Here is a 24,390-nt window from a genome sequence, read left to right as displayed (position 1 = left end):
CCCCGAACCACCGAACACGGGTGTTCGGGGCCTCATCGCGTCAGCCCTGCTTGGTGCAGGTCAACACCACCAGCTCATCAAGGGCCACCTTGGCGCCCTTCTTGTGGGACTGCTTCGTCACCGTCCAGTTCTCCGGCAGGATCACGAACGTGTCGTTCTCGTCGCCGCTACCGAGCTTGATGGTGGTGATGCCAAGCCTCTTCAACTTGTCCTGAGCCACGGCAGCGTTCAGACCGACCAGGTCCGGCATGACAACCGTGACCGGTGCGGGCGGAGGCGCCGGCTTCGTCGTCGGGACCACGGATGGCGGCGCAGCGGCAGTGGTCACCGGCGCGGCCGGCGTCGCGGAGGCGGCGGTTGGCGTCGGCGCGGCCCCTTCGACCACGGCCCGCGCCGACGCCGAGGGCGTTGCCTCAGGGCTGTCGCCGCCGACGATCGCGCCGACGACGCCGATGCCGCAGCAGAGCAGCACGACAGCGCCCACGACGATGCCGACGATCGCCCAGGTGCCCAGCTTGCGCCCGCCAGGGACGGGCGGCGGCTGGAAACCGGGGTACCCCGCTGGTGGCGGTTGCGGGCCGGGGTAAGGCTGTTCGGGTGGTTGGTAGGTCACGCAGAGGAGTCTGCTGATCTTCACCAGTCTTCGACAGTGGCCACTCGGTCACTGAAGATCGACTAGGAGTGACCTGAGCTGTACAACAGGGTTTCGTGCCTCGCTAGACGTACTGCACCCGTCACCACTTCCGCTCCCGACTGACCGATTCGCCATCGGCGGGCGGGCGGATCCGGGAGAGGCTGTCGGCGAGACCGCCGAGCCACCGGTCGACCTCCACCAGATGCCGGACCGAGGACTGGGAGCCGACCTCGCCGAGCACCGGGCGGATCCGGTCGAGTTCGTGGACGCAGTCAGCCGGGACGGGCACCGGGCCGGACGGCCGGCCGTGCTCGACCTCGTCGGCGAGGTCGTCGTATCCCGATCGCAGTTGACCTGCGGAGTCCCGCAGCAACGCCGCCGCCGCCGGCCAGCCGGCGAGGCAGCCGGGTGGGTTGCGTCGCAGCAGCGACTCGGCGGCCGGCACCGCGCGGTTCCCGGCGGACAGGACGGCGTCCCAGTTCACGCGCCGGCTCGCCGGATCCTGCCGCTCCGAGTGGTACTGGCAGTAGGACGAGTCGACGAGGATCGTGCTCCTGCGGACCCGGTCGAGAGCCTGGTCGGGCGGCGGGCCGCCGAGCACCGCCTGGACGGTCTGCTCGACCACGTCCGCGCTGGCCGTCAGGTAGCGGGCGGCGTTGCGCCGCAGGTCGCGGCTCGCGCCGCGCGGCCACATCGCCACCCCGGCGAGCACACCGATCACGGCGCCGAGCACGACGTCGACCAGGCGGGCCTCGGCGAGTCGCCATCCTTCGGGGGCGAGCTGGGCGAAGACGAACGTCAGCAGCACGGTGAACAGCGCCTGCTGCCAGACCGGCCCCAGCAGGCGACCGACGCCGAAGGCCAGCATCAGGGTGAACGGCAATGCGACGGCGTACACGATCGGCTCCTGGACGACGAGCATCAGCCCGCCGCTGACGACGGCACCGGCGATCGTGCCCAGCACGGCGGGCCGCAGCGCCGTACGGGTGTCCGCGGCCGAGGTGCGCAGGACGGTCAGGGTCGCCAGGAGCACCCAGAAGCCGTGGGTCAGCTGGAACACCCCCGCGGCCACCCGGGCGACGGCCAGCGCCACGGCCAGCCGCAGCGAGCTGTGCAGGTAGGCGGAACGGGGAGCCAGGTGGGAGCGGAACTGCCGCCAGTACAACGTCCATGGGCCGTGCCGCGCGTAGTCGAACAGCCCCGAGTAGGCGTCCTCGCCGTTGAGCCGCGACCCGTTGGCCACGCGGGCGCCGACGGCGAGGACCCGCACCTGGTCGGCGAGGGCCAGCGCGGTGGCGTCCCGGCACAACCGGGGCACGTCCGGCGCGTCGCGGCCGTCGCCCTCTCCAACGGGGTACGCCACCTCGGCCCGCCCGATCGCGGCGTCCACCTCGCCGAGGTTGACCGACGGCGCACCCGGCGACAGGCTTTGGCCAGCGGCACGCGTCGTCTCGGCGCACGAGCGCAGCAGCCGCGCCGCCGCCAGGTCCGGGATCGGCTCGGGCGGCGTGTCCGCCGCCAACCGGTCCGCCTCGGCGAGCACCTCCCGTAACGCGGCCGCGCAGATTCGCAGCGCCCGGTCCCGTGCACCCGCTGCGGTGGGTGCCCACGCCGGAGAATTGCGGCCCAGCGCGAGCCCGTCCACCGCCGCGTACGCCCGCTCACGCCGCGTGTCCCGACCGCCGTTCGGGTCGGTCAGCGCCTCCGCCGTGAAATCGAGGAACGCCGCGACGCCGTCCGCCGCCTCGGCGAGGCGCTGCCGGTAGGTGACCGGCACCGGATCGGGCCAGAGGAACACCTCAGCCACGGCGAGCACCACGATGGCGAGCGTGACCCCCGCCAGCCGCTCCGGCAGGGTGTCCGGCTGGTACGGCGGGAACGACGCCAGGATGTAGAAGAGCTGGAACGCGCTGCCCAGCCCGACCAGTCGCGGATTGCCGACCCCGGCGAACGCCACCACGAACCCGATGACCAGCATCCCGACGGCGGCGGCCCAGGTGCTCCACGCCAGCAGGGTGCCCGCCGCGATGAGGGCCCAGACCACCGGCAGCGACGTCACCAGGATCCGCGCCCGCTGGGGCGCCGGACCGGGCAGCTGCGCGAACGAGCCGGCGGCGACGACGCCGAACAGACCGTACGTGGCGAGCATCGGGCTGCCCGCGCCGTAGCGGCAGACGTAGAAGATGACGGACGCGACGAGGGTCAGCCGTGCCGCGCGCCGCAGGACGGCATCCCCCGGGTCACGGCGGCGAAGCCGGCCCAGGAGGCTGGTTCCGAGCACGCCTGTCCCCCGGGTTCGTCGCGGCACCCTCCCCGGCCCACCATTCTCCAACGAGGGGCCCGGTGGCGGCGGGTTTCGCGACGAATAGCCCGCCGAGATGGCGCTCCGGTGACGGCCGGCAGATCCTTGCCCCCGTGGTCCAATGCGGCGGTCACGCTCTGCTCCCTCGGCGAGCGCCAAGCCTGGGCGGTCGCGCGCAGTCGGTGTGACAGGCTGCCTGACGTTACGGATCTTCAGTCCTCCTAGACGCGGCGGCGGGCGACCCAGAGTCGCCCGCGTGGGACCGCATCTGGCACCAAACGTGCCATCAGGGCACCTGTGATCCGGCGAGCGCCCGCCCGGTGCCGTGGATTGCCCGTACCTGCGCGGCTTTCCGGCTGGATGACCGGGAGAACGCCATCGTTCTCGGTGGGCGGATCGCGGTGGACGCTGACGCCGACGACCGCGCGGTCTAAGCCGGCGACATCGCCGCACTGCGGGCTCTGGCATTAAAGAGCCTCCCGACGGGCGCATCGAGTGACGCGAGTTTGTCTTTCTTTTGCAGGCCGTCCTCGGTATGGAAGGCGACGAGATCTGGGGCAAGGAACTCGACCACGTCAACGATGGCGAGGTCGACGTGCGGTGCCCGGCTTGTGAGGAAGAGTTGCTCGTCGAGCTCGATGAAAACGGTCCGGTTGAGCCGGGCCGGTCCTCAGAGTTGGCCGTTCGCCCTGCAGACAAAAGCCGTGCAGGCGGGACGTGAGTCGGTGGCCACGCGCTCACGTCCCTGTTCGGGAGGGCCAGCTGCACCTCGTGCGGCGCTTCCTTGCCGCTCGCGAACCACCTGGCTGGCATGTATCGCTCCGGCTTCGGACCGGACGACCCCGCCGTCTGAACCTTTGGCCTCGTTGGCTGTGCCTCAGGACGCCTCCACTGCAGCGACCCACATCTCAACCGGTCGTACGCAGTAACCGCCGGTCGAATTCTCCGGACAGTAACCTTGGTTCCACAGCCACAACCAGCCTAGAGCCACCATTAGGACGACGCCGAAATGCACCCGAGCGAGGCGTAGCGACGCCGGCGTTGCCAGTGCTGCCCACCGTCGAAGGCTCAGCGCAATTGTCACCACGGCATCGCCATACCCATAGATCAGTGCGGGGGGCCGATTGCCGGCTCTGCGGTAGACGAACGAGATCAGCACGTCGGGGAGGAGGAGCAGGGCGCCGAGCGTGACCGCCAGCCACCCGAGCCCTGCCGTAGCCAGCCGACCAAGCCATGGCAAAGCCCGGCGTACCAACAGCCGCAGGCCGATGATCACCACGAGGGCGAGTATCGGCAGCCACAGGACGGGTCGGGCCTGCGCTGGCAACACCGGCAGTCGCTGGATCCAGCCGGCGAGTAGGTCAAGAACCCTCATCCGTCACCCTTTGTGTCTCGGAGGATTCCACCGGCGGCCGGGGCGCCGGGGCGGGTTGGTCGGCGATCATGGCGGATTGCCCGCTCAACGCGGTCGGGGTGGTCTGCGCCCCGAGTCGGCTGTCCGTCCGGCCGACCACGGCCTTGAACCGGTCCACGACAGCCTCGACAGCTTCATCGAGGTCGCCGATCCGCAGCTGATTCCCCTCGGCGATCACCTTCAGCGCCTCGACGGCGAGCCGCTCATCCTTTTCGTACAGTGCGACCATGAAATTCGCGGCCTCGGTGGCCTTCTGCGGATCCTCCGCGGCGATGATGGCAGCAACGGCCGCAGGACCAGCAGCGAGCAGCCCAGCGAAGTGCTCCGTCCGCTGTTTGTGCCGGCCGAGCTCGCCCTCCTGGGTGACTCCCTCAAGCTCCTGCCGCCCCTTTTCCTTGAGCATCGCGACCTGATGCCGGAGCGACTCGATCTCCAGATCCTTTGCGAGCGTCCTCTGCTCGGAGTTGATGCTCAACTCCACCTGAAACGCGGAGATGACCAGTCCGCCACCGATCTCAAGAGAACCGGACGAGAGCTGGGCGCGGGCCTCTTCCTCGGCCGCCTGGGACTCCAATGCGGCAAACCGTCGAGTCACCGAACGCAGTCGATCGGTGAGATGCGCCTGGCATCGTGCCGCCGGCTCGGTCACGTTCTCCCGAACGACCGTTGCTGGTTCGGATACCCGCCAGGAGTACTTGACCGCAGCATCAAAATGCAGCGTGTCGCCGGCGCAGGGCAACTGGGCGATGAACGCTTCATCGTGAGCGGTGATGTCGACGACATACATTACCCGCGGGCCCCGCCACCACAGGTCCCCTGCCGTGTACGGGTGCCCGGGAGCAACGAGTTGTCCATCAGCGTTCTGAAAGACCAGCTGCGTGCCTGGCTGGGCAACCGGCCGACGCCGAAACGGCAGCCTACTGAGTTCCTCCCGATTCAGCACCGGATGCGTGCTCACCACCCGTGACTCCTTTGACTCAGCACATGCAACAATCTGGCGGCCAGATCCGGCGCCAGCGGTTCGGGGTCGCGCAATCGTCGGGCGTGGGCCGCGAGCAATCCCGCCTGTCGCTTCGTCATTGCCGCTTCCAGCAACAGACGGACGAGGTGCGGCTGCAGCTGCGGCGATCGTTCGGCGCTCAGCGCCCAGCGGCGGAAGACCCGGTGAACGGCCTGGTCACTTCCCGGCGCGATCAGCGCACGGCTCCACAGTCGGGCGATGATCGGTCGTGCCGGAGCGATAGCTGGGTCCGCCGCGCCCTCGGTCGCCATCCAGAGCAGGGAAGGCCAGTGCGTGTCACCGTCGGGAGTTCTCTCGACTCGCCAGAGAGTGGCAGCTACTTCCAGAAAGGCCGTCACACCCGCTGCCTGACGCCCCGCCGCCCGCTCAGCCGACCAGTTGTCCAGCAGCCGCAACAGCTCGATCTGCCGATCGCCGTCGGCGTCGGTCATCAGTTCGGCCAGGCTGTCGCCGATGCAGACGTGGAGCACGGCGTCGGGCTTCTCAGCCAGCTCGCTCAGCCGATTGTCTGGACCGGTGGCAAGCACGGCGCCGACGCTGGAGCCCAGGGCCCGCGCTGCCGTACGGCGCAGGGGGCCGTTCCGCTCACACCACTCCAGGACCATGCGGATGACCCGGCCTGCCGTGTCCGGGTGACGAGCCGGCAGTGACAGAGCAGCCACAGCCCGCTCTCGTTCGTCGCCGTCCCCGCTGCGCGCCCAAGGGGTGATGATGTCGCGGCGAATGGTGTCGAAGGCGAACTGACTGAGGTAGCCGATGGCCATCGCCGACCTGATCCTCACCCGGCCCTCGACGTCCGAGGCCAGCCCGTTCAACCAGGCCAGCACCAGGTCGCGGTCGTAATCATGCTCATGCCAGATGTGGCGTAACAGCCGTTCGGGATAGCTGCCGTCGAGAAAGGAGGCAATTTCCAGCTCGGCACGCCCATACCTGGTGTTCCGGGCTTCGTTGGTGATCCGCGCCCGAGCCGCCTGCAGCCGCGCCCTTCGGGGTCGGCGCGCCCGTCCTGACACAGGACCACCGCCCGCATCATCATCGCGCCAAGCCTGTTCCAAGCGGGCTGCCGCACGCGTCACCGCGTCGTATGTCATGGAATCCAGGACGGACAACGCCACGACGATCGACCGCTGGTCGGGGCCGTCGATGCCGTCGTACCAATCTTCGACGTCACGCTGGGCACGGTCCTGAAAGCGGATTAGGGCTTCCTCGAACGTGCCCCGGCCGCCCGCGGCCTCCGCCAGGTCGCGGGCCAGCTCGACCAGCTGCGACGCGTCGAACGAGCCGGGTTCCACCGTGGCCAACTGGTTGCCGAGCCCGTGCTCCGTCAACAGCGTTGCGGCCTCAGAGCTGGAGCCGAGCAAGTCGGTCAGATGGCTGGCCAGCACCTGGTCGGCTGGCGGAGGACAGGTGATCCGCTGAACGGCGCGCTCCACCCCATGATCCTGGGTACGGGCATCAGCGTCGAGGATGACGACGAGTTTGCTGTGCCGCTTCTGGAACCGGTCCTCCAGCGCGGGAAGATCTCGTGCGCGCAGGGTGGCGAGCTGGCGGATGGTGATCCGGTCCAGGATGAAGCCGCATCCTTCCGGCAGCGACTCGACCGGCACCGCCGCCAGGTCGCCGCTGAACCGCAGCTCGTGCACCTGCCGGAGGTCGGCGAGCAACCGTATTGCCGTGCTGGTTCCACCCCAGCGGGGTGACACGCGCAGCAGCATGAGGGATGCCTTGTCACCGGCGCGCTGGATTTCGCCATAGCCATCGGGACAGACGTACACCCTCACGACCTCGGCTACGGTGCGACGGGACACCGTCGTGAACACCAGGCCACTGCCATCGCCGCCTTTGACGCTGTCGCCGCCGCTGATCTGGCCGCTGAAGCTGTGTCCATCTCCCGTGATGAAAACCGCACTAGACCGGAGCCCGAATGAGCCTAGGCCGTCGGCCCGCGTCGCCCGGAACTCCTCCTGACGGCGAGTACGGTCCTCATCGCCCGCTCTGCCGTCCCCCTCGACGTCATCGGCGGCGGAGCGCGACTCTTTGCCGGCCCGCGCTCCGGACAGGGTTGCGGCCAGATCTTCCGCACCGTCGGCGACCGGCACCTCCGGCGCTGATTTCACCTCAGCGTCGTGATGGCCACTGAGGCTGTCCGCCTCGGAGCCGTCTCTCGTCTCAGGCACGATTGTCCCCGCCGATGATGGTGCCGCTGATGTCGTGGCCGTCCCCGTGCAAATACACCGCCGTGTGTCGCGCATCGATGCCACCGACCGGTGGATGCTCGTACCACCGAGGCTTCGCTGCGTCCTGCGGGACTGCAGCAAGACGGGGAACCTCCAACGCCAGTTGTGCGACGAGGGCATTCAGATCCACTGTGACGCTCCGGACCCGCAGCTCCATGAACTGCCGCCGGCTGAACTGCCGAATGTCAGATGGGAGTTCCATCGCGCGCGGGATGGACGTGTCGTTGAGCAACAGCGGGATCACCACCATGTCTCGCTTCAACGCATACCGGATCTCCCGCCGAACGTAGTCGCGCGGATGGTCCAACCGACGCTGGCCGGTGTCGTCGCTCAACGTCAGCCAACGCGGCCCGATCAGCGCGAGCAACACGGTGCTCATCTTCAATCGACGCCACAACTCGGGATCGAAGTCCAGGCCCGAGACCAGCGACCGGCTGTCCCGGAAGACGTTGCCGTCACCGAACTCCTGACGAAGCCTCTCGTCCACAAGTGCGGCGGCAGAGGCGTCGTCGTCAACCCGGTAGTTGATAAAAATTCCACTCATTGGCGGACCTTCCGCGAGTGCTCGCAGGCTACGTCGATCGGCGGGAAGCCATGCTTTCGTGCCCTGAAGAGAGTCGACTCTGATACGGCCAGCAGCGAAGCTGCCACTACCGTTCGATCCCCGGCTTTCCCGCCAGGCTGTCATCCAGCATCGGCGAAAAGCAACGTGTTGCCCTCGGCCGACCGGGCCGGCAACAGCACACGGGTGGGCGGAGGAATGGGCCGCCTTGACAGGCACAATCGGCGATTAAGGCCGATCACCTGGCGGCAGCGTCAATGCCTCACTACCTGAAGCGCCCGTGCGAGCGATGGCATCAATTCACGGACGGCCGGCTGACTGCGCCAACGCCGTAGGATTCGACTGAGATGACGCAGGTCGTACCGCACCGTGGCCGAGTCGAGCAGACGCATATCCGACACCACGGGATCAGCCACCGCACAGGCCTGGTCAATGTCGCCGGCTTGGGCGTGTGCCAGTGCCAGGCGCGCCCCATAGCGGGCTCGGGTGCGCATCGCCGACGCCGGCAACCTGGTTAGCTCGGCGGAGAGGATCTCGGCTGCGTCGCGTGGATGGCCCAGGTCGAACAGGCACCAACCCGTAGCGAACGCAACGGGGTCGGTCATCGTCGTGCTCCCGAGCACCGGCCCATCCACATCCTCTGTCACCGACTGCGCCATCAACGTGGCTGAACGGTCGAGACATCGCCGGCTGGCCCGTTCGTCTCCAGCCAGTGCGTGTGCCTGCGCCTCGCGCTGGGCGGCATGCGCCCGGACCCGGGCCAGCCCAGACCTGGCCTGCGCGTCCTGGGCGAGCGACAGGGTAGCTACCCAGTCGTCCCGGTACAGCGTCAGGTCCGCCCGACGCAGCAGGGCATATGCCGCCAAATCCTTGTCCCCACCTGACGCTGCCATCTCCACCGCCCGGTTGGTCCACCAGGCCGATGCGTCGTCATCACCCTTCTCCTGTGCCATCCAGCCGGTGTACTCGGCGAAACGGGAAGCCAGGCGAAGCGCGGCGGAGCGCTCGGGAGAACCGGGAGAATCGCTGATCAGCGCGCGCAGTGTGTTGGTGGCCACGACACTCATCTGAATGATCATGGAAGGATCCACGCACTGCCCCAGCCGGCGAAAATCGTCGAGCCACGAGCGGAAGGCGGGCAACACCGTTTCCACGGATCCGTGCGACTTGGAGCGCTCGGGGAGCACCCAGCTCATCATGCCGACGCCCACGCTCGTCATGGCGGTTCGCCGATCAAAGGCGCTGAAGGTGGTGCCGCCACCTGGATCCAACTGCATCGTCCACACCTCGCTCGGCTCCGCGGTGTCCGGCAGTGACTTGGCAGCAGCTGCGATAACTCGCCGGCTCAGCGCACCCTCGGCCTGGAGTGCTTGATCACAAAGGCGTGCAAGGTCAGAACTTGCGTGCTTCGCTCCGGACTCGACCTTTGACAGATGCCCCTTACTGAAGTTGGTTCGCCTGGCCAGGTCGGTCAACGAAAGTCCCGCAGCCATCCGCCGACGACGAAGCTCCTCCCCAAAAGTTACCGAAGGTTCAGGATCTCTGACCATGACACCTACCGCGTTTCCGTCGCCCTATACGGATGGATTCGGACAACCATAACCGCCACAGGCAACGTTCAGGACTAGTGATTTCGGGGAGATGGAGCGACGAGCTATTCGTGACCATGCCTGTTGGGCGAGGTGGCGGCGGAGCGACGATCACCCGCGCCAGCTCCAAAGCAGCGTCGCGATGTCATGCTCTGGCCGTACCCGGGTTGAGGAGCGCGCCAAGCCCGATCCGCGCGGCGCGGGCCACCGGCATCGGACCCTCTGCTTCGAGCACCTCATGCAGGGAACGGGACGGGACAAGCTCGATCACGATCCAGGGGGCGTCGCCCGAGTGCAGCACGTCGAAGACGCGTACCACGTAGACATGTAGCAGGCGGGCAACGGCCGGCGCCTCGCGCACGGACCGTTCGCGCATCTCCCGGCGCTCGTCGTTATGCAGGCCGGACGGTGTCACCAGTTCCTTGACGGCCACGCTCGATGCGGTCCTCGGCGCCCGGCGCTGATGCCTACAACTCCCCGCGCGCCTGTCGGGCGACCAACTCCAGCACCGCAATCACCGTGCCGGCTCCGACGATCTCGCCACTCGCCACGAGTTCGCGCGCCTCGGCCAGTGGGATCCAGGCGACCCGCTCGGCCTCGTTCACATCAACCGGACCATCCGTGTGCTCCGCCGCCCGGGAAAGGAAGAGCAGGTTCTCGGCGTCCGCGGTGCCTACCCATGGCTGGAACGACAGCAGCGGCTCTACCTGGTGCGGACGCCAGCCGGTCTCCTCCTCCACCTCGCGTACGGCGCACACCTCGGGCAGCTCGTGACCGTCGACGTAACCGCCGGGCAGCTCCCACACCCACCGGTCGAACACGAAACGGTGCCGCCTCATCAGCAGCAGCCGCTCCCGCTCGTCGAGGACCGCGACCATGGCCGATCGGGGTGCTCGGATCACGTACTGCTCGAACCGCACCCCGTCGGGCAACTCCACGTCAGCGATGCTCAGCCGCGCACGTCGAGTGTCGTCGACGACCCGCTCACCGTGGATGGTCCACCGGGTCAGCTCCGTCGGCTGCTCGTCCGTCATCGGCTCAGTATCGACGTACCGCGCCGAACTCGGTCGGCCGCCCAGCGGACTGGCGAGTGACGAGCCGTCTTGCAACGAGGCGTCGTAGACGGCCTCCCGCAGGTTGATGCACCGAGCCGGGTAGCGGGTGTGTGCCTGCGCTGAACCTCTTCGGTGCGGACGGGGTTCCCGCCGACGCGGCCGGCGGGAACCCCCGGTGATTCCTGACCGCGAGGTCAGGCCGGTACGCCGGCCGGCGCTGCCGGCTCGTCGGCGGACCGCCGCGACGCCGACTCGTCCTCGTCGTCGTGCTCGTCGAGCATCGTCGCCTCGTCGAACGGGTCGTCGCCGCGGAGTACCCCAACCGCCCGATCCCGATCGAACTCCCCCGTCCACGTCCCCACCAGCACCGTCGCCACGGCGTTGCCGGCGAAGTTCGTCAAGGCCCGAGCCTCCGACATGAACCGGTCGATGCCCACGATCAGCCCAACCCCGTCGACGAGATCCGGTCGGTGCGACTGAAGCCCACCAGCCAGCGTCGCCAGCCCAGCGCCGGTAACCCCCGCAGCACCCTTCGACGCGATGATCATGAAGAGCAGCAGCGACACCTGCTCGCCGATCGACAGCGGCTTGCCCAGCGCGTCCGCGATGAACAGCGACGCCATCGTCAGGTAGATGGCCGTGCCGTCGAGGTTGAACGAGTACCCCGTCGGCACCGTGATGCCCACGACCGGCTTACTCACCCCGAAGTGCTCCATCTTGGCGATCAGCCGCGGCAGCGCCGACTCCGACGACGAGGTCGACAGGATCAGCAGGAACTCCCGACCGAGGTAGCGCAGCAGCGAGAAGATCGAGATCCGGGCGATGAACCAGAGCAGCGCGCCGAGGATCACCAGCACGAAGATCAGGCAGGTGGCGTAGAAGCCGACCATGATCTGCGCGAGGCTCTTGAGCGCGTCCACGCCGGTCGCGCCGACCACCGCGGCCATGGCACCGAAAGCACCGATCGGCGCCAGCCACATGATCATGGCGAGCACCTTGAAGACCACCCGCTGGATGACGGCGATGGCGCTCAGCACGGGCTCACCGCGCCGGCCCATGGCCTGGACGGCGAAGCCGACCAGCAGGGCCACCAGCAGCGTCTGGAGCACCTCACCCTCGGTGAGCGCGGAGAACAATGTGGTCGGGATGATCCCGAGCAGGAACTCGGCCGTCCCGCCGGCCTCGTCGCCGGCGGCGGCCTTGCCCGCGCCTGCGAGGTCCTGACCCAGGTCCAGCCCGGAGCCGGGCTGGATGATGTTGCCGACCACCAGGCCGATGGCGAGCGCGACGGTCGACATGGTCAGGAAGTAGCCGAGGGCGAGGCCGCCGACCTTGCCGACCTTCGCCGCCTGCCGGACGGAGCCGACGCCCAGCACGATGGTGCAGAAGATGACCGGGCTGATCATCATCTTGATCAGGTTGACGAAGCCGGTGCCGATCGGCTTGAGTTCCTTGCCGAAATCAGGGGCGACCAGGCCGACCACGATGCCGGCGAGCACGGCGACGATGACGGCCAGGTAGAGGAAACGGGTACGGTCCCGACGGGCCGGCGGTGCCGGTGTGGTGGTGGATGCGGTGTCCATGTCGACAATGTGAAGCGCGTCTCACGTGTTGACAGCCTTGCGGTCATTCTGTTCACCGCGGAGGCACCAACGACAGCGGCGCGACGAGGAGGTGGTGGAGGTGGCCCGACGCCAGTGGAGCATCGCGGGGCAGCTCTTCGCCCTCCAGGCGGTGGTCGTGACGCTGCTCGTGCTGGCCGGCGCGGCGGGCGCCGTCTGGCTGGCCCGCAGCGACGCCCGGCAGGCCGCGCAGGAGGAGGTGCTCGCGGTCGCGCAGACCGTGGCCCGCTCCCCCGACGTCCGCGCGGCCCTCGCGACCGCCGACCCGGCCGGCACCCTCCAGCCGTACGCCGAATCGACCCGGCTCGCGACGGGCACCGACTTCGTGGTCGTGATGGCCCCCGACCGCACCCGGTTCTCGCACCCGACCCGGGAGCTGATCGGCCAGCCGTTCGTCGGGGAGATCGGCCCCGCCCTGGCCGGCCACCCGTTCACCATCACCAACGTCGGCACGCTCGGCGAGTCGGTGCGTGCGGTCGTTCCGGTGTACGACGACCAGCGACGGATCGTCGGCCTGGTGTCCGTGGGCATCACCACCTCGGCGATCAACCGCAAGCTGCTCGGCCAGTTGCCGGTGCTGCTGGGCGTCGCCGCACCGGCGCTCGCCCTCGCCGCGACCGGCTCCTGGCTGCTCAGCCGCCGGTTGCGCCGCCAGACGCACGGCCTCGGGCCTGCACAGATGACCCGGATGTACGAGTACTACGACGCCGTCCTGCACTCGGTGCGCGAGGGCCTCGTGGTGCTGACCACCGACCGGCGGGTGGCGCTGATCAACGACGAGGGGCGCCGACTGCTGGGGCTCGACGCGGACGCAGTCGTGATCGACCAGCCGGTGGCCGGGATCGACCTGCCGCCCGCGGTGGCCGACCTGCTCGGCTCCGGGCGGGACGCCCTCGACGAGCCCGTCCTGGCCGGTGACCGGGTGCTGGTGGCCAACCAGCGGACCACCCGCTTCGAGGGCGCCGTGCTCGGCACCGTGCTGACCCTGCGCGACCAGACCGAGCTGCGCACCCTGGCCAGCGAACTGGACTCGGTGCGCGCGCTGACCGAGGCGTTGCAGGCGCAGACCCACGAGTCGGCCAACCGGCTGCACACCGTGCTGACGCTCGTGGAGCTGGGCCGCCCCGACGAGGCGGTCCGGCTCGGCACCCGGGACCTGGCCCTCGCACAGCAGCTGACCGACCGGGTGGTCGGCGCGGTGACCGAACCGGCCCTGGCCGCGCTGCTGCTCGGCAAGTCGGCGCAGGCCAGCGAGCGCGGTGTGGACCTGGTGATCGAGCCGGACTGCCGCCTCGACGACAGTCCGCTGCCGACCAACGACCTGCTCACCGTGGTCGGCAACCTCATCGACAACGCCCTGGAAGCGGTGGCCGGTACGCCGGCGCCCCGCCGGGTGCGGGTCTTCGTCGGCGCGGTCGACGACGACCTGGTGGTCCGGGTCGCCGACAGCGGCCCGGGGCTGGCTCCGGACCGGGTGGAGGACGCGTTCCGGCGCGGCTGGTCCACCAAGAGCACCGGCCGAGGCCTGGGCCTGGCACTGATCGGGCAGGTGGTCCACCGGCACGGGGGTCGCTCCGAGGTGGGCCGCTCGGACGACGGCGGCAGCCTGTTCACCGTCCGCCTGCCGGTCGTCGGGGCGCGCCGATGACCGACATCCGGGTGCTGGTCGTCGAGGACGAGCCGCTGCTGGCCGAGGCGCACGCGGCGTACACGGGACGGGTTCCCGGTTTTGTGGTGGTCGGGGTGGCGCACACCGCGCGGGCGGCGATGGCGGCGCTGCGCGCCAACGACGGCGGCGACGTGGACCTCGTACTCCTCGATTTTCGGCTGCCCGACGCGCACGGCCTGGACGTCTGCCGGGCGCTGCGCGCGGCCGGCAGCAGCGTCGACGTGCTCGCGGTGACCTCGGCGCGGGACCTGGCGGTGGTACGCACCGCGGTCTCCCTCGGGGTGACCCACTACCTGCTCAAGCCGTTCACCTTCGCCGCGTTCCGGGACAAGCTGGAGCGATACGCCGACTACCGCGCCCAGGCGCTCGCCGACGGCGAGGTGGCCGCCCAGCACGAGGTGGACCGGATGTTCGCCACCCTGCGCGGCACGACCGGGCACAGCCTGCCCAAGGGCCTCGACGCCGAGACCCTGAACCGGGTGCGCGCGGCCCTCACGCACGGGTCCCGGCCGGCCGCTCCCGGCGAGGAGGTGGGCCTGTCCGCGACCGAGGTGAGCGGGCGCACCGGCATCTCCCGGGTGACCGCCCGGCGCTACCTGGAGTACCTGGTGACCGTCGACCGGGCCGCGCGCCACCCCCGCTACGGCACCCCCGGCCGCCCGGAGGTCGAGTACCGACCTCGCTGAGCGCGCCGTGGCTGCGCTTCGACAGCCGTCCGCGCCGTGTCGTGCGAGCCGGGCATGTCGTTTTCGAACGTGATACCTGTGAGTCATCAATATGACCCACAGGTATCACGGCCCGAAGCGACCGGCCAACGACCCGGGCCTTCTTGCCCGGGACCGCGGAGCCGATGCACCTGGCAGGGAACCCGGTGGCGGGCGGAAGGTCCGTTGTTAGACTCGGCCGAGTTGGGTGTCAGCGGTTGACGAGGAGACCAGACATGGCGGGTGACGACGACATCTCCGGGTGATACCGGATGTCTCAGGCCACCGTTCGGCGCGCGTCAGCGCAGCCGCCGTGGCCATGCCGTCGTTCCACCATTCCCCGTCTCGTTCCGGGCGGCTCCGGCGCGCCCACCCCACCCTCTGAGGTCACTCGCATGTCCGATGCGTTCATCGTCTGCTCGAACCTGTCCTTCTCCTGGCCGGACGACACCCCGGTCTTCTCGGAGCTGTCCTTCACCGTCCCCGGCGGCCGCACCGGCCTGGTCGCGCCCAACGGCGCCGGCAAGAGCACGCTGCTGCGGCTGATCGCCGGGGAGCTGCGGCCCAGCGGCGGCAGCGTCGCCGTCGACGGCGTGCTCGGCTACCTGCCGCAGACCCTGCCGCTGGCCGGCGACCTGACCGTGGCCGAGGTGCTGGGCGTCGCCGAGCGGATCGCGGCGCTGCAGGCCATCGAGGCCGGCGACGCCAGCGAGGAGCACTTCGCCACGATCGGCGACGACTGGGACATCGAGGAGCGCACCCGCGCCGAGCTGGACCGCCTCGGCCTGGGCGAGCTGTCGCTCGACCGGCGGCTGCACACCCTCTCCGGCGGTCAGGTGGTCTCCCTGGGTCTCGCGGCGCAGCTGCTCCGGCGCCCCGACGTGCTGCTGCTCGACGAGCCGACCAACAACCTGGACCTGGAGGCCCGGCACAAGCTCTACGACGTGCTGTCCGAGTGGAACGGCTGCCTGCTGCTGGTCAGTCACGACCGCGAGCTGCTGGACCGGATGGACCGCATCGCCGAGCTGGACCGCGGCGAGATCCGCTGGTACGGCGGCACCTTCACCGCGTACACGGAGGCGGTGCAGGCGGCGCGGGAGGTGGCCGAGAGCAACATCCGCAACGCCGAGCAGGAGGTCAAGCGGGAGAAGCGGGAGATGCAGCAGGCCCGCGAGCGCGCGGACCGGCGGGCCAGCAACGCCAGCCGCAACCTGAAGAACGCCGGCCTGCCGAAGATCTTCGCCGGCACCATGAAGCGGGGCGCGCAGGAGGCCGCCGGGAAGGCCCGCGAGACGCACTCGGCCCGGGTCGGCCAGGCCCAGGCCCGGCTCGACGAGGCCGGCCGGGCGCTGCGCGAGGAGGACCGGATCGTCGTGGACCTGCCGGACACCACCGTCCCGGCGGGCCGCACGGTGTTCACCGGGCAGGGGATGCGGGTCCGCTTCGACGACCGGGAGCTGTTCGCCGGTGACGGCGCCGACCTGGTGATCCGGGGGCCGGAGCGGATCGCGCTGACCGGGCCCAACGGCGCCGGGAAGTCCACCCTGCTGCGCCTCGTCGACGGCGACCTCGAACCGGCCGCCGGTGAGATCAGGCGGGCGGACGGGCGGATCGCGTACCTGTCGCAGCGGTTGGACCTGCTGGACCTCGACCGGACCGTGGCGGAGAACTTCGCCGCGTACGCGCCCGGCCTGCCCGACGCGCAGCGGATGAACCTGCTGGCCCGCTTCCTGTTCCGGGGCGCCCGGGTGCACCTGCCGGTCGGGGTGCTCTCCGGCGGTGAGCGGCTGCGCGCCACCCTCGCCTGTGTGCTCTGCGCCGAACCGGCGCCGCAACTGCTGCTGCTCGACGAGCCGACCAACAACCTGGACCTGGTCAGCGTCGCGCAGTTGGAGAGCGCGCTGACCGCGTACCAGGGTGCGTTCGTGGTGGTCAGCCACGACGAACGGTTCCTCGCCGAGATCGGCGTGCAGCGCTGGCTGCGGCTCGCCGACGGCCAGCTACGGGAGATCGCGGCACCCGACCGGGGCTGAGCCGGGCAACGTCCGCGGCCCGGTCAGCTCACGTTGGCCGGGCCGAGGACGCTCTTCAGGTCACCCATCAGCGCGGTGGTCGCCGCCACCCGGAACGGGCCCAGCCGCAGGGTGGTGGTGCGCCCGCCGTTCTGCAGCTTGACGTGCACCTCGGTGTCGCCGGGGTGCAGCACCAGCGTCTCCTTGAGTCGTTCCACCAGCGGCGGCGTGCACCGGTGCACCGGGATGGTGAGCGTGACCGGCTTGTTGGTCGCGCTGGTGCTGACGTCCGGCATCGACATGTCCATCGCCATGATCCGTGGGGTGTCGTCGCGGCGGTCCACCCGTCCCTTGACCACCACGATGGCGTCCTCGGCGATGTACTGCCCGATCACCTCGTAGGTGTTGGGGAAGAACAGCGTCTCCACCCCGCCGGCCAGGTCCTCCAGCGTGGCCGAGGCCCAGGCCCGGCCCTGCTTGGTGACCCGGCGCTGCACACCGGAGAGGATGCCGGCGAGCGTGACGACCGCCCCGTCGGGCACCCCGCCCTCCTCGGCGAGCGCGGCGATCGTCGTGTCGGCCGCCGCGCCGAGGATGTGCTCCAGGCCGAACAGCGGGTGGTCGGAGACGTACAGGCCGAGCATCTCGCGCTCGAACGCCAGCTTGTCCCGCTTGTCCCACTCGCTGTCGCCGATCACCGGCATCACCGTCGTGCTGCCACTGTCGGCGTCGCCGAAGCCCGCGCCGAAGAGGTCGTACTGGCCGACCGCCTCCTTGCGCTTCACATCGGCGTACGCGTCGATCGCGTCGGCGTGCACGGCCAGCAGCGCCTTGCGGGTGTGCCCCAGCGAGTCGAACGCGCCAGCCTTGATCAGCGATTCGATGGTCTTCTTGTTGCAGACCACCGCGTCCACCTTGGACAGGAAGTCGTAGAAGTCGGCGTACTCGCCCTTCTCCTCCCGGCAGCGCATGATCGAGGCGACCACGTTCGCGCCGACGTTGCGCACGGCGGCCAGACCGAACCGGATGTCCCTGCCGACCGGGGTGAACGGCCCGGCGGAGGTGTTCACGTCCGGCGGCAGCACCTGGATGCGCATCCGTCGGCACTCGGACAGATAGAGCGCCATCTTGTCCTTGTCGTCGCCGACGCTGGTCAGCAGCCCCGCCATGTACTCGGCCGGGTAGTGCGCCTTGAGGTACGCCGTCCAGTAGGAGACCAGGCCGTATGCGGCGGAGTGCGCCTTGTTGAAGGCGTACCCGGCGAACGGCACCAGGACGTCCCACACCGCCTGGATCGCCTCGTCGGAGTAGCCGCGCTCGCGGCAGCCGTCCCGGAACGGGATGAACTCCTTGTCGAGGATCTCCTTCTTCTTCTTGCCCATCGCCCGGCGGAGCAGGTCCGCCTGACCGAGGCTGTAGCCGGCGAGGATCTGCGCCGCGCGCTGCACCTGCTCCTGGTAGACGATCAGGCCGTGGGTCGGCTCCAGGATCTCCCGCAGCGGCTCCTCCAGCTCCGGGTGGATCGGCGTGACCTCCTGGAGGCCGTTCTTGCGCAGCGCGTAGTTGGTGTGCGAGTCGGCGCCCATCGGGCCGGGCCGGTACAGCGCGATGACGGCGGAGATGTCCTCGAAGTTGTCCGGCTTCATCATTCGCAGCAGGGACCGCAGCGGCCCGCCGTCGAGCTGGAACACGCCGAGGGTGTCACCGCGGGCCAGCAGCTCGTAGGCGAGCTTGTCGTCCAGCGGCAGGGCCAGCAGGTCGAGCTTCCTGCCGTGGTTGAGCTCGATGTTCTTGACCGCGTCGTCGATGATCGTCAGGTTGCGCAGGCCGAGGAAGTCCATCTTCAGCAGCCCGAGCGACTCGCAGGTCGGGTAGTCGAACTGCGTGATGATCGCCCCGTCGGCGTCGCGGCGCATCAACGGGATGTGCTCGATGATCGGCTCGGCGGACATGATGACGCCCGCGGCGTGCACACCGGTCTGTCGGATCAGCCCCTCGATGCCCTTGGCGGTGTCGATCACCTTGCGGACGTCCGGGTCGGACTCGTACAGGCCACGGATCTCGCCGGCCTCGGCGTAGCGGGGGTGCTTCGGGTCGAAGATGCCGGTGAGCGGGATGTCCTTGCCCATCACGGCCGGCGGCATCGCCTTGGTGATCCGGTCGCCGACCGCGTACGGGAAACCGAGCACCCGGGCCGAGTCCTTGATCGCCGCCTTCGCCTTGATCGTGCCGAAGGTCGCGATCTGGGCGACCTTGTCCTCACCCCACTTGTCGGTGACGTACTTGATCACCTCGCCGCGCCGACGCTCGTCGAAGTCAATGTCGACATCCGGCATCGACACCCGCTCGGGGTTGAGGAACCGCTCGAAGATCAGGCCGTGCTGGATCGGATCCAGGTCGGTGATGCCCAGCGCGTACGCGACCAGCGAGCCGGCGGCCGAACCACGACCCGGGCCCACCGAAATGCCCTGGCTCTTCGCCCACTGGATGAAGTCGGCGACCACGAGGAAGTACGACGGGAAGCCCATCTGGTTGATGACGCCCAGCTCGTACTCGGCCTGGACGACGTGCCCCTCCGGGATGCCGTTCGGGTAGCGGCGGGCCAGGCCGGCGAAGGTCTCCTTGCGGAACCACGACTCCTCGGTCTCGCCCTCCGGCACCGGGAAGCGCGGCATCAGGTTGTGGAACTCGAACATGCCCTTCGGGTCGACCTTCTCGGCGACCAGCAGGGTGTTGCGGCAGCCCTGCTGCCACAGCTCGGACGAGTCGACCGCGCGCATCTGGTCGGCGCTCTTGATGAAGTAGCCGCCACCCTCGAACCGGAACCGGTTGGGGTCGTCGATGTTGCTGCCGGTCTGCACGCAGAGCAGCACGTCGTGCGCGGTCGCCTGCGCCTCGTGGGTGTAGTGCGAGTCGTTCGTGACGACCGGCGGGATGTCCAGCTTGCGGGCGATCTCGGTGAGCCCCTCGCGGACCCGGCTCTCGATGGAGAGGCCGTGATCCATGATCTCCAGGAAGTAGTTGTCCTTGCCGAAGATGTCCTGGTAGCTCGCGGCGACCTTGAGCGCCTCGTCGAACTGCCCCAGCCGCAGCCGGGTCTGCACCGCGCCGGAGGGGCAGCCGGTGGTGGCCATGATGCCCTCGGCGTGCTCGGCGATCAGTTCCATGTCCATCCGGGGCCACTTGACGTAGTGCCCCTCCATGGACGCGCGCGAGTTGAGGGTGAAGAGGTTCTTCAGGCCCTGCGCGTTCTTCGCCCACATGGTCTTGTGGGTGATCGCGCCGTTGCCGGAGATGTCATCGCTCTTCTGCTCCGGCCGGCCCCACTTCACCCGCGCCTTGTGGTAGCGCGACTCCGGCGCCACGTACGCCTCGACGCCCAGGATCGGGGTGATCCCGGCGGCCATCGCCTGGTTGTAGAAGTCGTTCGCGCCGTGCATGTTGCCGTGGTCGGTGATCGCCACCGCCGGCATGCCGAGCCGCTTGGCCTCGGCGAACAGGTCCTTGAGTCGGGCCGCTCCGTCGAGCATCGAGTACTCGGTGTGCACATGCAGATGCGCGAACGAATCGGCCATGTGTGGCGCCCCCCGGCGATGTGGATCTTGGTGGTCGGACCCGACCGGGACCTACCCTACCGAGGTGATCTCGGCGGCTCCACCGTCCGCGCCGAGGGTGGTCCGCGTCTCCCCCCGGATGCGGATGCGCCTAGTCTCGGAGGATGGCGAGGTACTACGACGTACACCCGGAGAACCCGCAGCCCCGGGTCATCCGCCAGGTCGCCGACCTGGTCCGCGACGGCGGCCTGGTCGCCTACCCGACCGACTCGTGCTTCGCGCTCGGCTGCCGCCTGGGCAACCGGGAGGGCCTGGACCGGATCCGCGAGATCCGCCGCCTCGACGACAAGCACCACTTCACCCTGGTCTGCCGGGACTTCGCGCAGCTCGGCCAGTTCGTCCATGTCAGCAACTCGGTCTTCCGCCTGGTCAAGGCGTCCACCCCGGGCAGCTACACCTTCATCCTGCCGGCCACCCGTGAGGTGCCGCGCCGGATGCTGCACCCCCGCAAGCGCACCGTCGGTGTCCGCGTACCCCGGCACGTTGTCACCCAGGCGCTGCTGGCCGAGCTGAGTGAGCCGCTGGTGTCGAGCACCCTGGTCCTGCCCGGCGAGGACGAGCCGATGACCCAGGGGTGGGAGATCAAGGAACGGCTCGACCACCAGCTCGACGGGGTGGTCGACGCGGGCGACTGCGGCAGGGACCCGACGACGGTGGTCGACCTCTCCGGGCCCGAGCCGGAGATCCTGCGCCGGGGCGCCGGGGACACGGCCCGCTTCGAGTAGCGCACGCGGGCGGGCGGAGTCGGCTGCCGGACTGGACCGGGCCGACCGGCGACGACGGCCGTACGCTCGGAGGACGGCACAGCCGAGCATTGGACACCCGGCATGGCCCTCGACGACGACATCGACGCCCTGGCTCGGTCCGCCGCCCGTGGTGACCGGGAGGCGCTGGACGCCCTGCTGGCCGCGGTGCGGCCCGAGGTGCTGCGGCTGTGCGCCCGGTTCCTGCCCAACCGGGAGGACGCCGAGGAAGCCTGCCAGGACACCCTGCTGGCCGTCGCCCGCGGCGTCACCCGGTTCGAGGGCCGCTCCTCGTTCCGCACCTGGCTGCACCGGCTGAGCGCCAACCGGGCCCGGTCCACCTACCGGACCCTGCGCCGGCGCTGGGTGCTGGAGGCCGGAGACGTGCCGCTGCCCGACCGGGCCGACCCCCGGCGGACCAGCGTCGTCGCCGGCACCCGCCTGGACCTGCTGGACGCGCTCGACGCGGTGCGGCCCGACCTCGCCGAGGTGGTGACGTTGCGGGACGTCCTCGGGCTGAGCTACCCGGAGATCGCCACCCTGCTGGAGGTGCCGGAGGGCACGGTGAAGTCCCGGCTGCACCTCGCGCGGCGGGAGGTCCGGCGACGGCTCGCCGACGATGCGGGCTGAGCGCCCCGGACGACGAACGGAATCGACGGCGATGGCGACGAACGGGATGAGTGGACCACCCGACGAAGGAGCCCAGCCATGCGTCCCGCCCCGATCCGCCGACTGACCGGCACCGTGGCCGTCGCCCTCACCCTGGCCGTCGCGGTCGCCGGCTGCGGCAGCGAGCCGGTGTCGCCCCTGCCCGTCCAGCCACCCGCCACGTCCGGCACGTCCGGCACGACGGCGACGGCGACGGCGACGGCGAGCGAGCCCTCCACCGCCAGCGCGTCGCCGTCCCCGGCGGCGCCGACCACTAGGCGTCCGGTCGCGGCGCCGCCCGCACCGACCCGGACCCGGGGTACGCCACCCCGGCCGGCGCCCTCGTCGAGCGGACCGACCACGGCCTGCCAGGGCGCGGTCCGCTACGACCTGCCGCTGGCCGAGACCGAGCTCGAACTGCTGCGATCGCTCTGCTTCGCCACCGGCGCGGTGCTGCGGATCCAGGGCATCGGGCCCGGTCTGGTCACCGTCGACCGCCCGGAGCTGGTCTCCCAGCAGTACGAGGCCGGCGTGGTGGACATCCGTTTCGTCCGCCCCGGCACCGTCGCCGTCACGATCCCGCAGGAGGACCGGGCGCACACCATCACCGTGGTGGTCCGCTAGCCCGCCGCCTCGCGGTCCGGGTCGGCGTCAGGATGTCACCGGCGCCGGGGCCGATGGGCGCCGCGCCCGGAGGATCTCCCCGACCGCGACCGCCAGCAGCACCAGGCCGGCGGCGACGTTCACCGCCAGACCGGGTAGATGCGCCGCGAGCGGCGCCAGGGCGATCGTGACAGCGACGCCGATGACGTGCGACAGCGGCACCCGCTCGTAGACCTCGTTTTCGAGCAGCGCCCGACCGCAGAGAAAGAGCCCGGCGCCGCCCAGGATGAGCGCGGTCATGGTGGCGCCCGGCGGCTCCCCCGGCTGCTCCATGACCCGTTCGACGCCGGCCGCCGTGACGACCACGCCCGCGATCATCAACCAGTGGGCGTACGGATTGGTCTGCACCAGCCGGGTCCGGTGCCGGGACGACTCGATGGCGTCGCGGAGGGTCGCGCCCCCCGCGCGTAGCTCCACCAGAGCACCACGGCCGTCAGGAAAGCGGTACCGAAGGTGGCGAGCCGGTGCGCGCTGAAGGGCTGGTGGCTCAGGCTGAGGACACTGATCAGAACGAGTTCGCCCAGGCTGAGGATGTAGATCTGCTGGTACCGCTCGGCGAGGTGCTCCGGCACCACCCGGTACTGCGGCAGGGGCGGTCGGCCGGGGATCGGAAAGCGGAACCCGTAGGCGATGTAGTCCGCGGCCAGCGCGACCAGCCACACGGCGAGCCGCCACCCCGGGTCGTCCAGCAGGCCGCCGACCACCCAGAGGGTCCCCGAGCCGAGGTTCCAGACCAGGGCGCGCACCGAACGTTCCTGCTCCTGCCGACCCCGCAGCGACCGGATGAGCACCAGTCCCCGACCCAGGATGATCGCGGCCCAGGTGCCGCCGAAGATCAGCCCGTGGTCGCCGAAGGCGCCCGGCAGCGCGGCGGACATCAGCATGACGCCGAACATGGCGGCCAGGATCACGAACGGGATCGGTCGGGACCGCGGACTGTAACTGTCGGTGACCAAGGTCGTGGTGACCCAGACCGCCCAGAGCGTCGACAGGGCGAGCAGCGCCTGGGCGAAGCCGGTCCAGGTCGGCTCGGCCGCCATCTTCTGCGACGTCATGGCCAGACCGGCGACGAAGGCCAGGTCGAAGAAGAGCTCCAGCAGGTCCGCCCGCTGCGACCCGCTCGCCCCACGGTTCGGCGGTCGACGCGGACCGCGCGTCACCGGCATCGGCCCGGTGCCCCACCGAACCGGCGGACGGCGGAGGGCGCCGCGACCACGTCCAGATCGCGCTTCTCCGCCACCGTGACAGCTTCACACCCGAGGGACCGCCGTCGGGCGCGTTCGCCCGCACCGCGACGGCCCGCCCTACCGCACCCGCACCCCGGCGAGCAGGGTGTCCACGAAGTCGGGCCCACCGTCCGCCGGCGGCACGATCTGCACGTACAGCAGGGCGGCACGCTCGGGATGCAGCCCCGCCGACTCGACGATCCGGGGTCGCCCCCGGTCGCAGTGGTAGGCCACCACGGTCCACTCGACGTCCGCCTGGCGGGTGGTGCGGGCCGGCGCGGACGCGCAGTCCCCGTGCGTACGCTCGGCCAGGAACCCGGCCGGCGTGGTGCGCGCCGCCGTGGCAGCGGAGAGGCCGACAAACGCGCCGGGCAGCCGGGGATCGGCGGCCCAGCGACGCGGCTGCGGCGACATCACCAGCGCCGGTTCCGGACCGCCGTCGGCACCGTACTGACCGGCCCAGCTCGCCCCGGTGGCGGACCAGCCGGGCGGCAACGCCACGGTCAACGGCCCGGCGGTGTACGTCCCGGCGGCCGGCCGCCCGGAGCTGGCGCCACCGGTCTCGGCGCCGGCGGCGCCACCCACCGCGACGACGGCCACGGCGGCCGCCCCGGCCAGCCGCAACCCGTACGGGCGGCGGGCTGTCGGTCGGGGTGACGGCGGCTGCCGCCCGTA

General features: G+C 70.1%; 19 protein-coding genes and 3 pseudogenes. 7 read left to right on the top strand and 15 right to left on the bottom strand.

Annotated elements, in window-relative coordinates; translation table 11 throughout:
• Window positions 1-40 precede the first annotated feature (40 nt).
• Together DKT68_RS30935 and DKT68_RS16895 are read right to left on the bottom strand one after the other, a co-directional pair.
• A complete protein-coding gene (locus DKT68_RS30935; RefSeq protein WP_146218390.1) occupies window positions 41-613 on the bottom strand; it encodes a PASTA domain-containing protein in 573 nt (190 codons plus the stop codon).
• 121 nt (window positions 614-734) lie between these two features.
• Entirely contained in the window at window positions 735-2,915 is a 2,181-nt protein-coding gene (locus DKT68_RS16895; RefSeq protein ID WP_146218389.1) for an FUSC family protein, read from the bottom strand.
• A gap of 556 nt (window positions 2,916-3,471) precedes the next feature.
• Between DKT68_RS16895 and DKT68_RS30930 the strand changes: the two genes are divergently transcribed.
• Window positions 3,472-3,657, top strand: a complete 186-nt coding sequence (locus DKT68_RS30930) for a hypothetical protein (RefSeq protein ID WP_146218388.1) — start codon at window positions 3,472-3,474, stop codon at window positions 3,655-3,657.
• A gap of 156 nt (window positions 3,658-3,813) precedes the next feature.
• On the opposite strand, the gene DKT68_RS16890 is transcribed toward DKT68_RS30930, so the two are convergent.
• From DKT68_RS16890 to DKT68_RS16855, 9 genes and pseudogenes are all read right to left on the bottom strand, one after another.
• Window positions 3,814-4,311, bottom strand: coding sequence for a hypothetical protein (locus tag DKT68_RS16890; protein WP_109818374.1), 498 nt, complete (start codon window positions 4,309-4,311; stop codon window positions 3,814-3,816).
• Window positions 4,298-5,311 (bottom strand): hypothetical protein, encoded by a 1,014-nt coding sequence (locus DKT68_RS16885; protein ID WP_146218387.1) that lies wholly within the window; start codon window positions 5,309-5,311, stop codon window positions 4,298-4,300. The genes DKT68_RS16890 and DKT68_RS16885 overlap by 14 nt, the downstream gene beginning before the upstream one ends.
• Window positions 5,305-7,548 (bottom strand): ATP-binding protein, encoded by a 2,244-nt coding sequence (locus DKT68_RS16880; RefSeq protein WP_109818372.1) that lies wholly within the window; start codon window positions 7,546-7,548, stop codon window positions 5,305-5,307. The genes DKT68_RS16885 and DKT68_RS16880 overlap by 7 nt, the downstream gene beginning before the upstream one ends.
• Window positions 7,541-8,152, bottom strand: coding sequence for a toll/interleukin-1 receptor domain-containing protein (locus tag DKT68_RS16875; RefSeq protein WP_161556675.1), 612 nt, complete (start codon window positions 8,150-8,152; stop codon window positions 7,541-7,543). Before DKT68_RS16875 ends, DKT68_RS16880 begins: the two co-directional genes overlap by 8 nt.
• A gap of 272 nt (window positions 8,153-8,424) precedes the next feature.
• Window positions 8,425-9,447: a hypothetical protein gene (locus DKT68_RS16870; protein WP_236646932.1), complete on the bottom strand. Its 1,023-nt coding sequence runs from the start codon at window positions 9,445-9,447 to the stop codon at window positions 8,425-8,427.
• A 75-nt stretch (window positions 9,448-9,522) separates the two neighbouring features.
• A pseudogene (locus DKT68_RS32710) lies at window positions 9,523-9,720 on the bottom strand (helix-turn-helix domain-containing protein); the annotation flags it as partial.
• A 211-nt stretch (window positions 9,721-9,931) separates the two neighbouring features.
• Window positions 9,932-10,192, bottom strand: a pseudogene (locus tag DKT68_RS16865) (serine/threonine protein kinase); the annotation flags it as partial.
• Between the two features lie 34 nt (window positions 10,193-10,226).
• Window positions 10,227-10,793, bottom strand: coding sequence for an NUDIX hydrolase (locus DKT68_RS16860; RefSeq protein ID WP_109818368.1), 567 nt, complete (start codon window positions 10,791-10,793; stop codon window positions 10,227-10,229).
• A 215-nt stretch (window positions 10,794-11,008) separates the two neighbouring features.
• The gene (locus DKT68_RS16855; RefSeq protein ID WP_109818367.1) at window positions 11,009-12,397 is read right to left on the bottom strand and encodes a cation:dicarboxylate symporter family transporter; all 1,389 of its coding nucleotides are present in this window, start codon (window positions 12,395-12,397) and stop codon (window positions 11,009-11,011) included.
• A gap of 100 nt (window positions 12,398-12,497) precedes the next feature.
• Here DKT68_RS16855 and DKT68_RS16850 point away from each other — a divergent pair, with 100 nt between their 5' ends.
• The 3 genes from DKT68_RS16850 to abc-f all read left to right on the top strand — a co-directional run bounded on the left by DKT68_RS16850 (window position 12,498) and on the right by abc-f (window position 16,842).
• Complete coding sequence (locus DKT68_RS16850) at window positions 12,498-14,084, top strand: ATP-binding protein (RefSeq protein WP_109818394.1); 1,587 nt, start codon at window positions 12,498-12,500, stop codon at window positions 14,082-14,084.
• Complete coding sequence (locus DKT68_RS16845; RefSeq protein ID WP_109818366.1) at window positions 14,081-14,791, top strand: response regulator; 711 nt, start codon at window positions 14,081-14,083, stop codon at window positions 14,789-14,791. The genes DKT68_RS16850 and DKT68_RS16845 overlap by 4 nt, the downstream gene beginning before the upstream one ends.
• Before the next feature lie 413 nt (window positions 14,792-15,204).
• The gene (gene abc-f / locus DKT68_RS16840; protein WP_109818365.1) at window positions 15,205-16,842 is read left to right on the top strand and encodes a ribosomal protection-like ABC-F family protein; all 1,638 of its coding nucleotides are present in this window, start codon (window positions 15,205-15,207) and stop codon (window positions 16,840-16,842) included.
• 23 nt (window positions 16,843-16,865) lie between these two features.
• Here the strand turns inward: abc-f and dnaE are convergent, their stop codons facing one another.
• On the bottom strand, window positions 16,866-20,396 hold the full coding sequence (gene dnaE, locus DKT68_RS16835; RefSeq protein WP_109818364.1) for a DNA polymerase III subunit alpha: 3,531 nt from the start codon (window positions 20,394-20,396) through the stop codon (window positions 16,866-16,868).
• Window positions 20,397-20,539: 143 nt separating this feature from the next.
• On the opposite strand from dnaE, the gene DKT68_RS16830 reads away from it, so the two are divergent.
• The 3 genes from DKT68_RS16830 (at window position 20,540) to DKT68_RS16820 (ending at window position 22,450) form a co-directional block, all read left to right on the top strand.
• Window positions 20,540-21,160, top strand: a complete 621-nt coding sequence (locus tag DKT68_RS16830; RefSeq protein ID WP_109818363.1) for an L-threonylcarbamoyladenylate synthase — start codon at window positions 20,540-20,542, stop codon at window positions 21,158-21,160.
• Window positions 21,161-21,262: 102 nt separating this feature from the next.
• Complete coding sequence (locus tag DKT68_RS16825) at window positions 21,263-21,808, top strand: RNA polymerase sigma factor (RefSeq protein ID WP_109818362.1); 546 nt, start codon at window positions 21,263-21,265, stop codon at window positions 21,806-21,808.
• 78 nt (window positions 21,809-21,886) lie between these two features.
• Window positions 21,887-22,450, top strand: coding sequence for a hypothetical protein (locus tag DKT68_RS16820; protein WP_109818361.1), 564 nt, complete (start codon window positions 21,887-21,889; stop codon window positions 22,448-22,450).
• Window positions 22,451-22,477: 27 nt separating this feature from the next.
• Here DKT68_RS16820 and DKT68_RS32420 read toward each other — a convergent pair whose 3' ends face one another.
• The 3 genes and pseudogenes from DKT68_RS32420 to DKT68_RS16805 all read right to left on the bottom strand — a co-directional run.
• Window positions 22,478-22,837 carry a low temperature requirement protein A gene (locus DKT68_RS32420; protein WP_161556673.1) on the bottom strand — a complete coding sequence of 120 codons (360 nt, stop codon included), beginning with the start codon at window positions 22,835-22,837 and terminating at the stop codon, window positions 22,478-22,480.
• The gene (locus DKT68_RS32415; protein ID WP_109818360.1) at window positions 22,807-23,655 is read right to left on the bottom strand and encodes a low temperature requirement protein A; all 849 of its coding nucleotides are present in this window, start codon (window positions 23,653-23,655) and stop codon (window positions 22,807-22,809) included. The genes DKT68_RS32420 and DKT68_RS32415 overlap by 31 nt, the downstream gene beginning before the upstream one ends.
• A 138-nt stretch (window positions 23,656-23,793) precedes the next feature.
• Window positions 23,794-24,390 (bottom strand): annotated as a pseudogene (locus tag DKT68_RS16805) (serine/threonine protein kinase); the annotation flags it as partial.

The sequence above is a fragment of the Micromonospora acroterricola genome, from assembly GCF_003172955.1.
GTDB classification, from domain to species: domain Bacteria; phylum Actinomycetota; class Actinomycetes; order Mycobacteriales; family Micromonosporaceae; genus Micromonospora; species Micromonospora acroterricola.
Note: the sequence above shows the minus strand (reverse complement) of the source record. Positions and strands in the feature narration are given on the sequence as shown.

What these genes read in the sequence shown, in the direction of transcription:
- dnaE (WP_109818364.1), bottom strand. Translation starts at nt 20,396, where the DNA reads ATGGCCGATTCGTTCGCGCATCTGCATGTGCACACCGAGTACTCGATG.
- DKT68_RS16855 (WP_109818367.1), bottom strand. Translation starts at nt 12,397, where the DNA reads ATGGACACCGCATCCACCACCACACCGGCACCGCCGGCCCGTCGGGAC.
- DKT68_RS16860 (WP_109818368.1), bottom strand. Translation starts at nt 10,793, where the DNA reads ATGACGGACGAGCAGCCGACGGAGCTGACCCGGTGGACCATCCACGGT.
- abc-f (WP_109818365.1), top strand. Translation starts at nt 15,205, where the DNA reads ATGTCCGATGCGTTCATCGTCTGCTCGAACCTGTCCTTCTCCTGGCCG.
- DKT68_RS32415 (WP_109818360.1), bottom strand. Translation starts at nt 23,655, where the DNA reads ATGCCGGTGACGCGCGGTCCGCGTCGACCGCCGAACCGTGGGGCGAGC.
- DKT68_RS16875 (WP_161556675.1), bottom strand. Translation starts at nt 8,152, where the DNA reads ATGAGTGGAATTTTTATCAACTACCGGGTTGACGACGACGCCTCTGCC.
- DKT68_RS30930 (WP_146218388.1), top strand. Translation starts at nt 3,472, where the DNA reads ATGGAAGGCGACGAGATCTGGGGCAAGGAACTCGACCACGTCAACGAT.
- DKT68_RS16870 (WP_236646932.1), bottom strand. Translation starts at nt 9,447, where the DNA reads ATGCAGTTGGATCCAGGTGGCGGCACCACCTTCAGCGCCTTTGATCGG.
- DKT68_RS16830 (WP_109818363.1), top strand. Translation starts at nt 20,540, where the DNA reads ATGGCGAGGTACTACGACGTACACCCGGAGAACCCGCAGCCCCGGGTC.
- DKT68_RS16845 (WP_109818366.1), top strand. Translation starts at nt 14,081, where the DNA reads ATGACCGACATCCGGGTGCTGGTCGTCGAGGACGAGCCGCTGCTGGCC.
- DKT68_RS16820 (WP_109818361.1), top strand. Translation starts at nt 21,887, where the DNA reads ATGCGTCCCGCCCCGATCCGCCGACTGACCGGCACCGTGGCCGTCGCC.
- DKT68_RS16890 (WP_109818374.1), bottom strand. Translation starts at nt 4,311, where the DNA reads ATGAGGGTTCTTGACCTACTCGCCGGCTGGATCCAGCGACTGCCGGTG.
- DKT68_RS16825 (WP_109818362.1), top strand. Translation starts at nt 21,263, where the DNA reads ATGGCCCTCGACGACGACATCGACGCCCTGGCTCGGTCCGCCGCCCGT.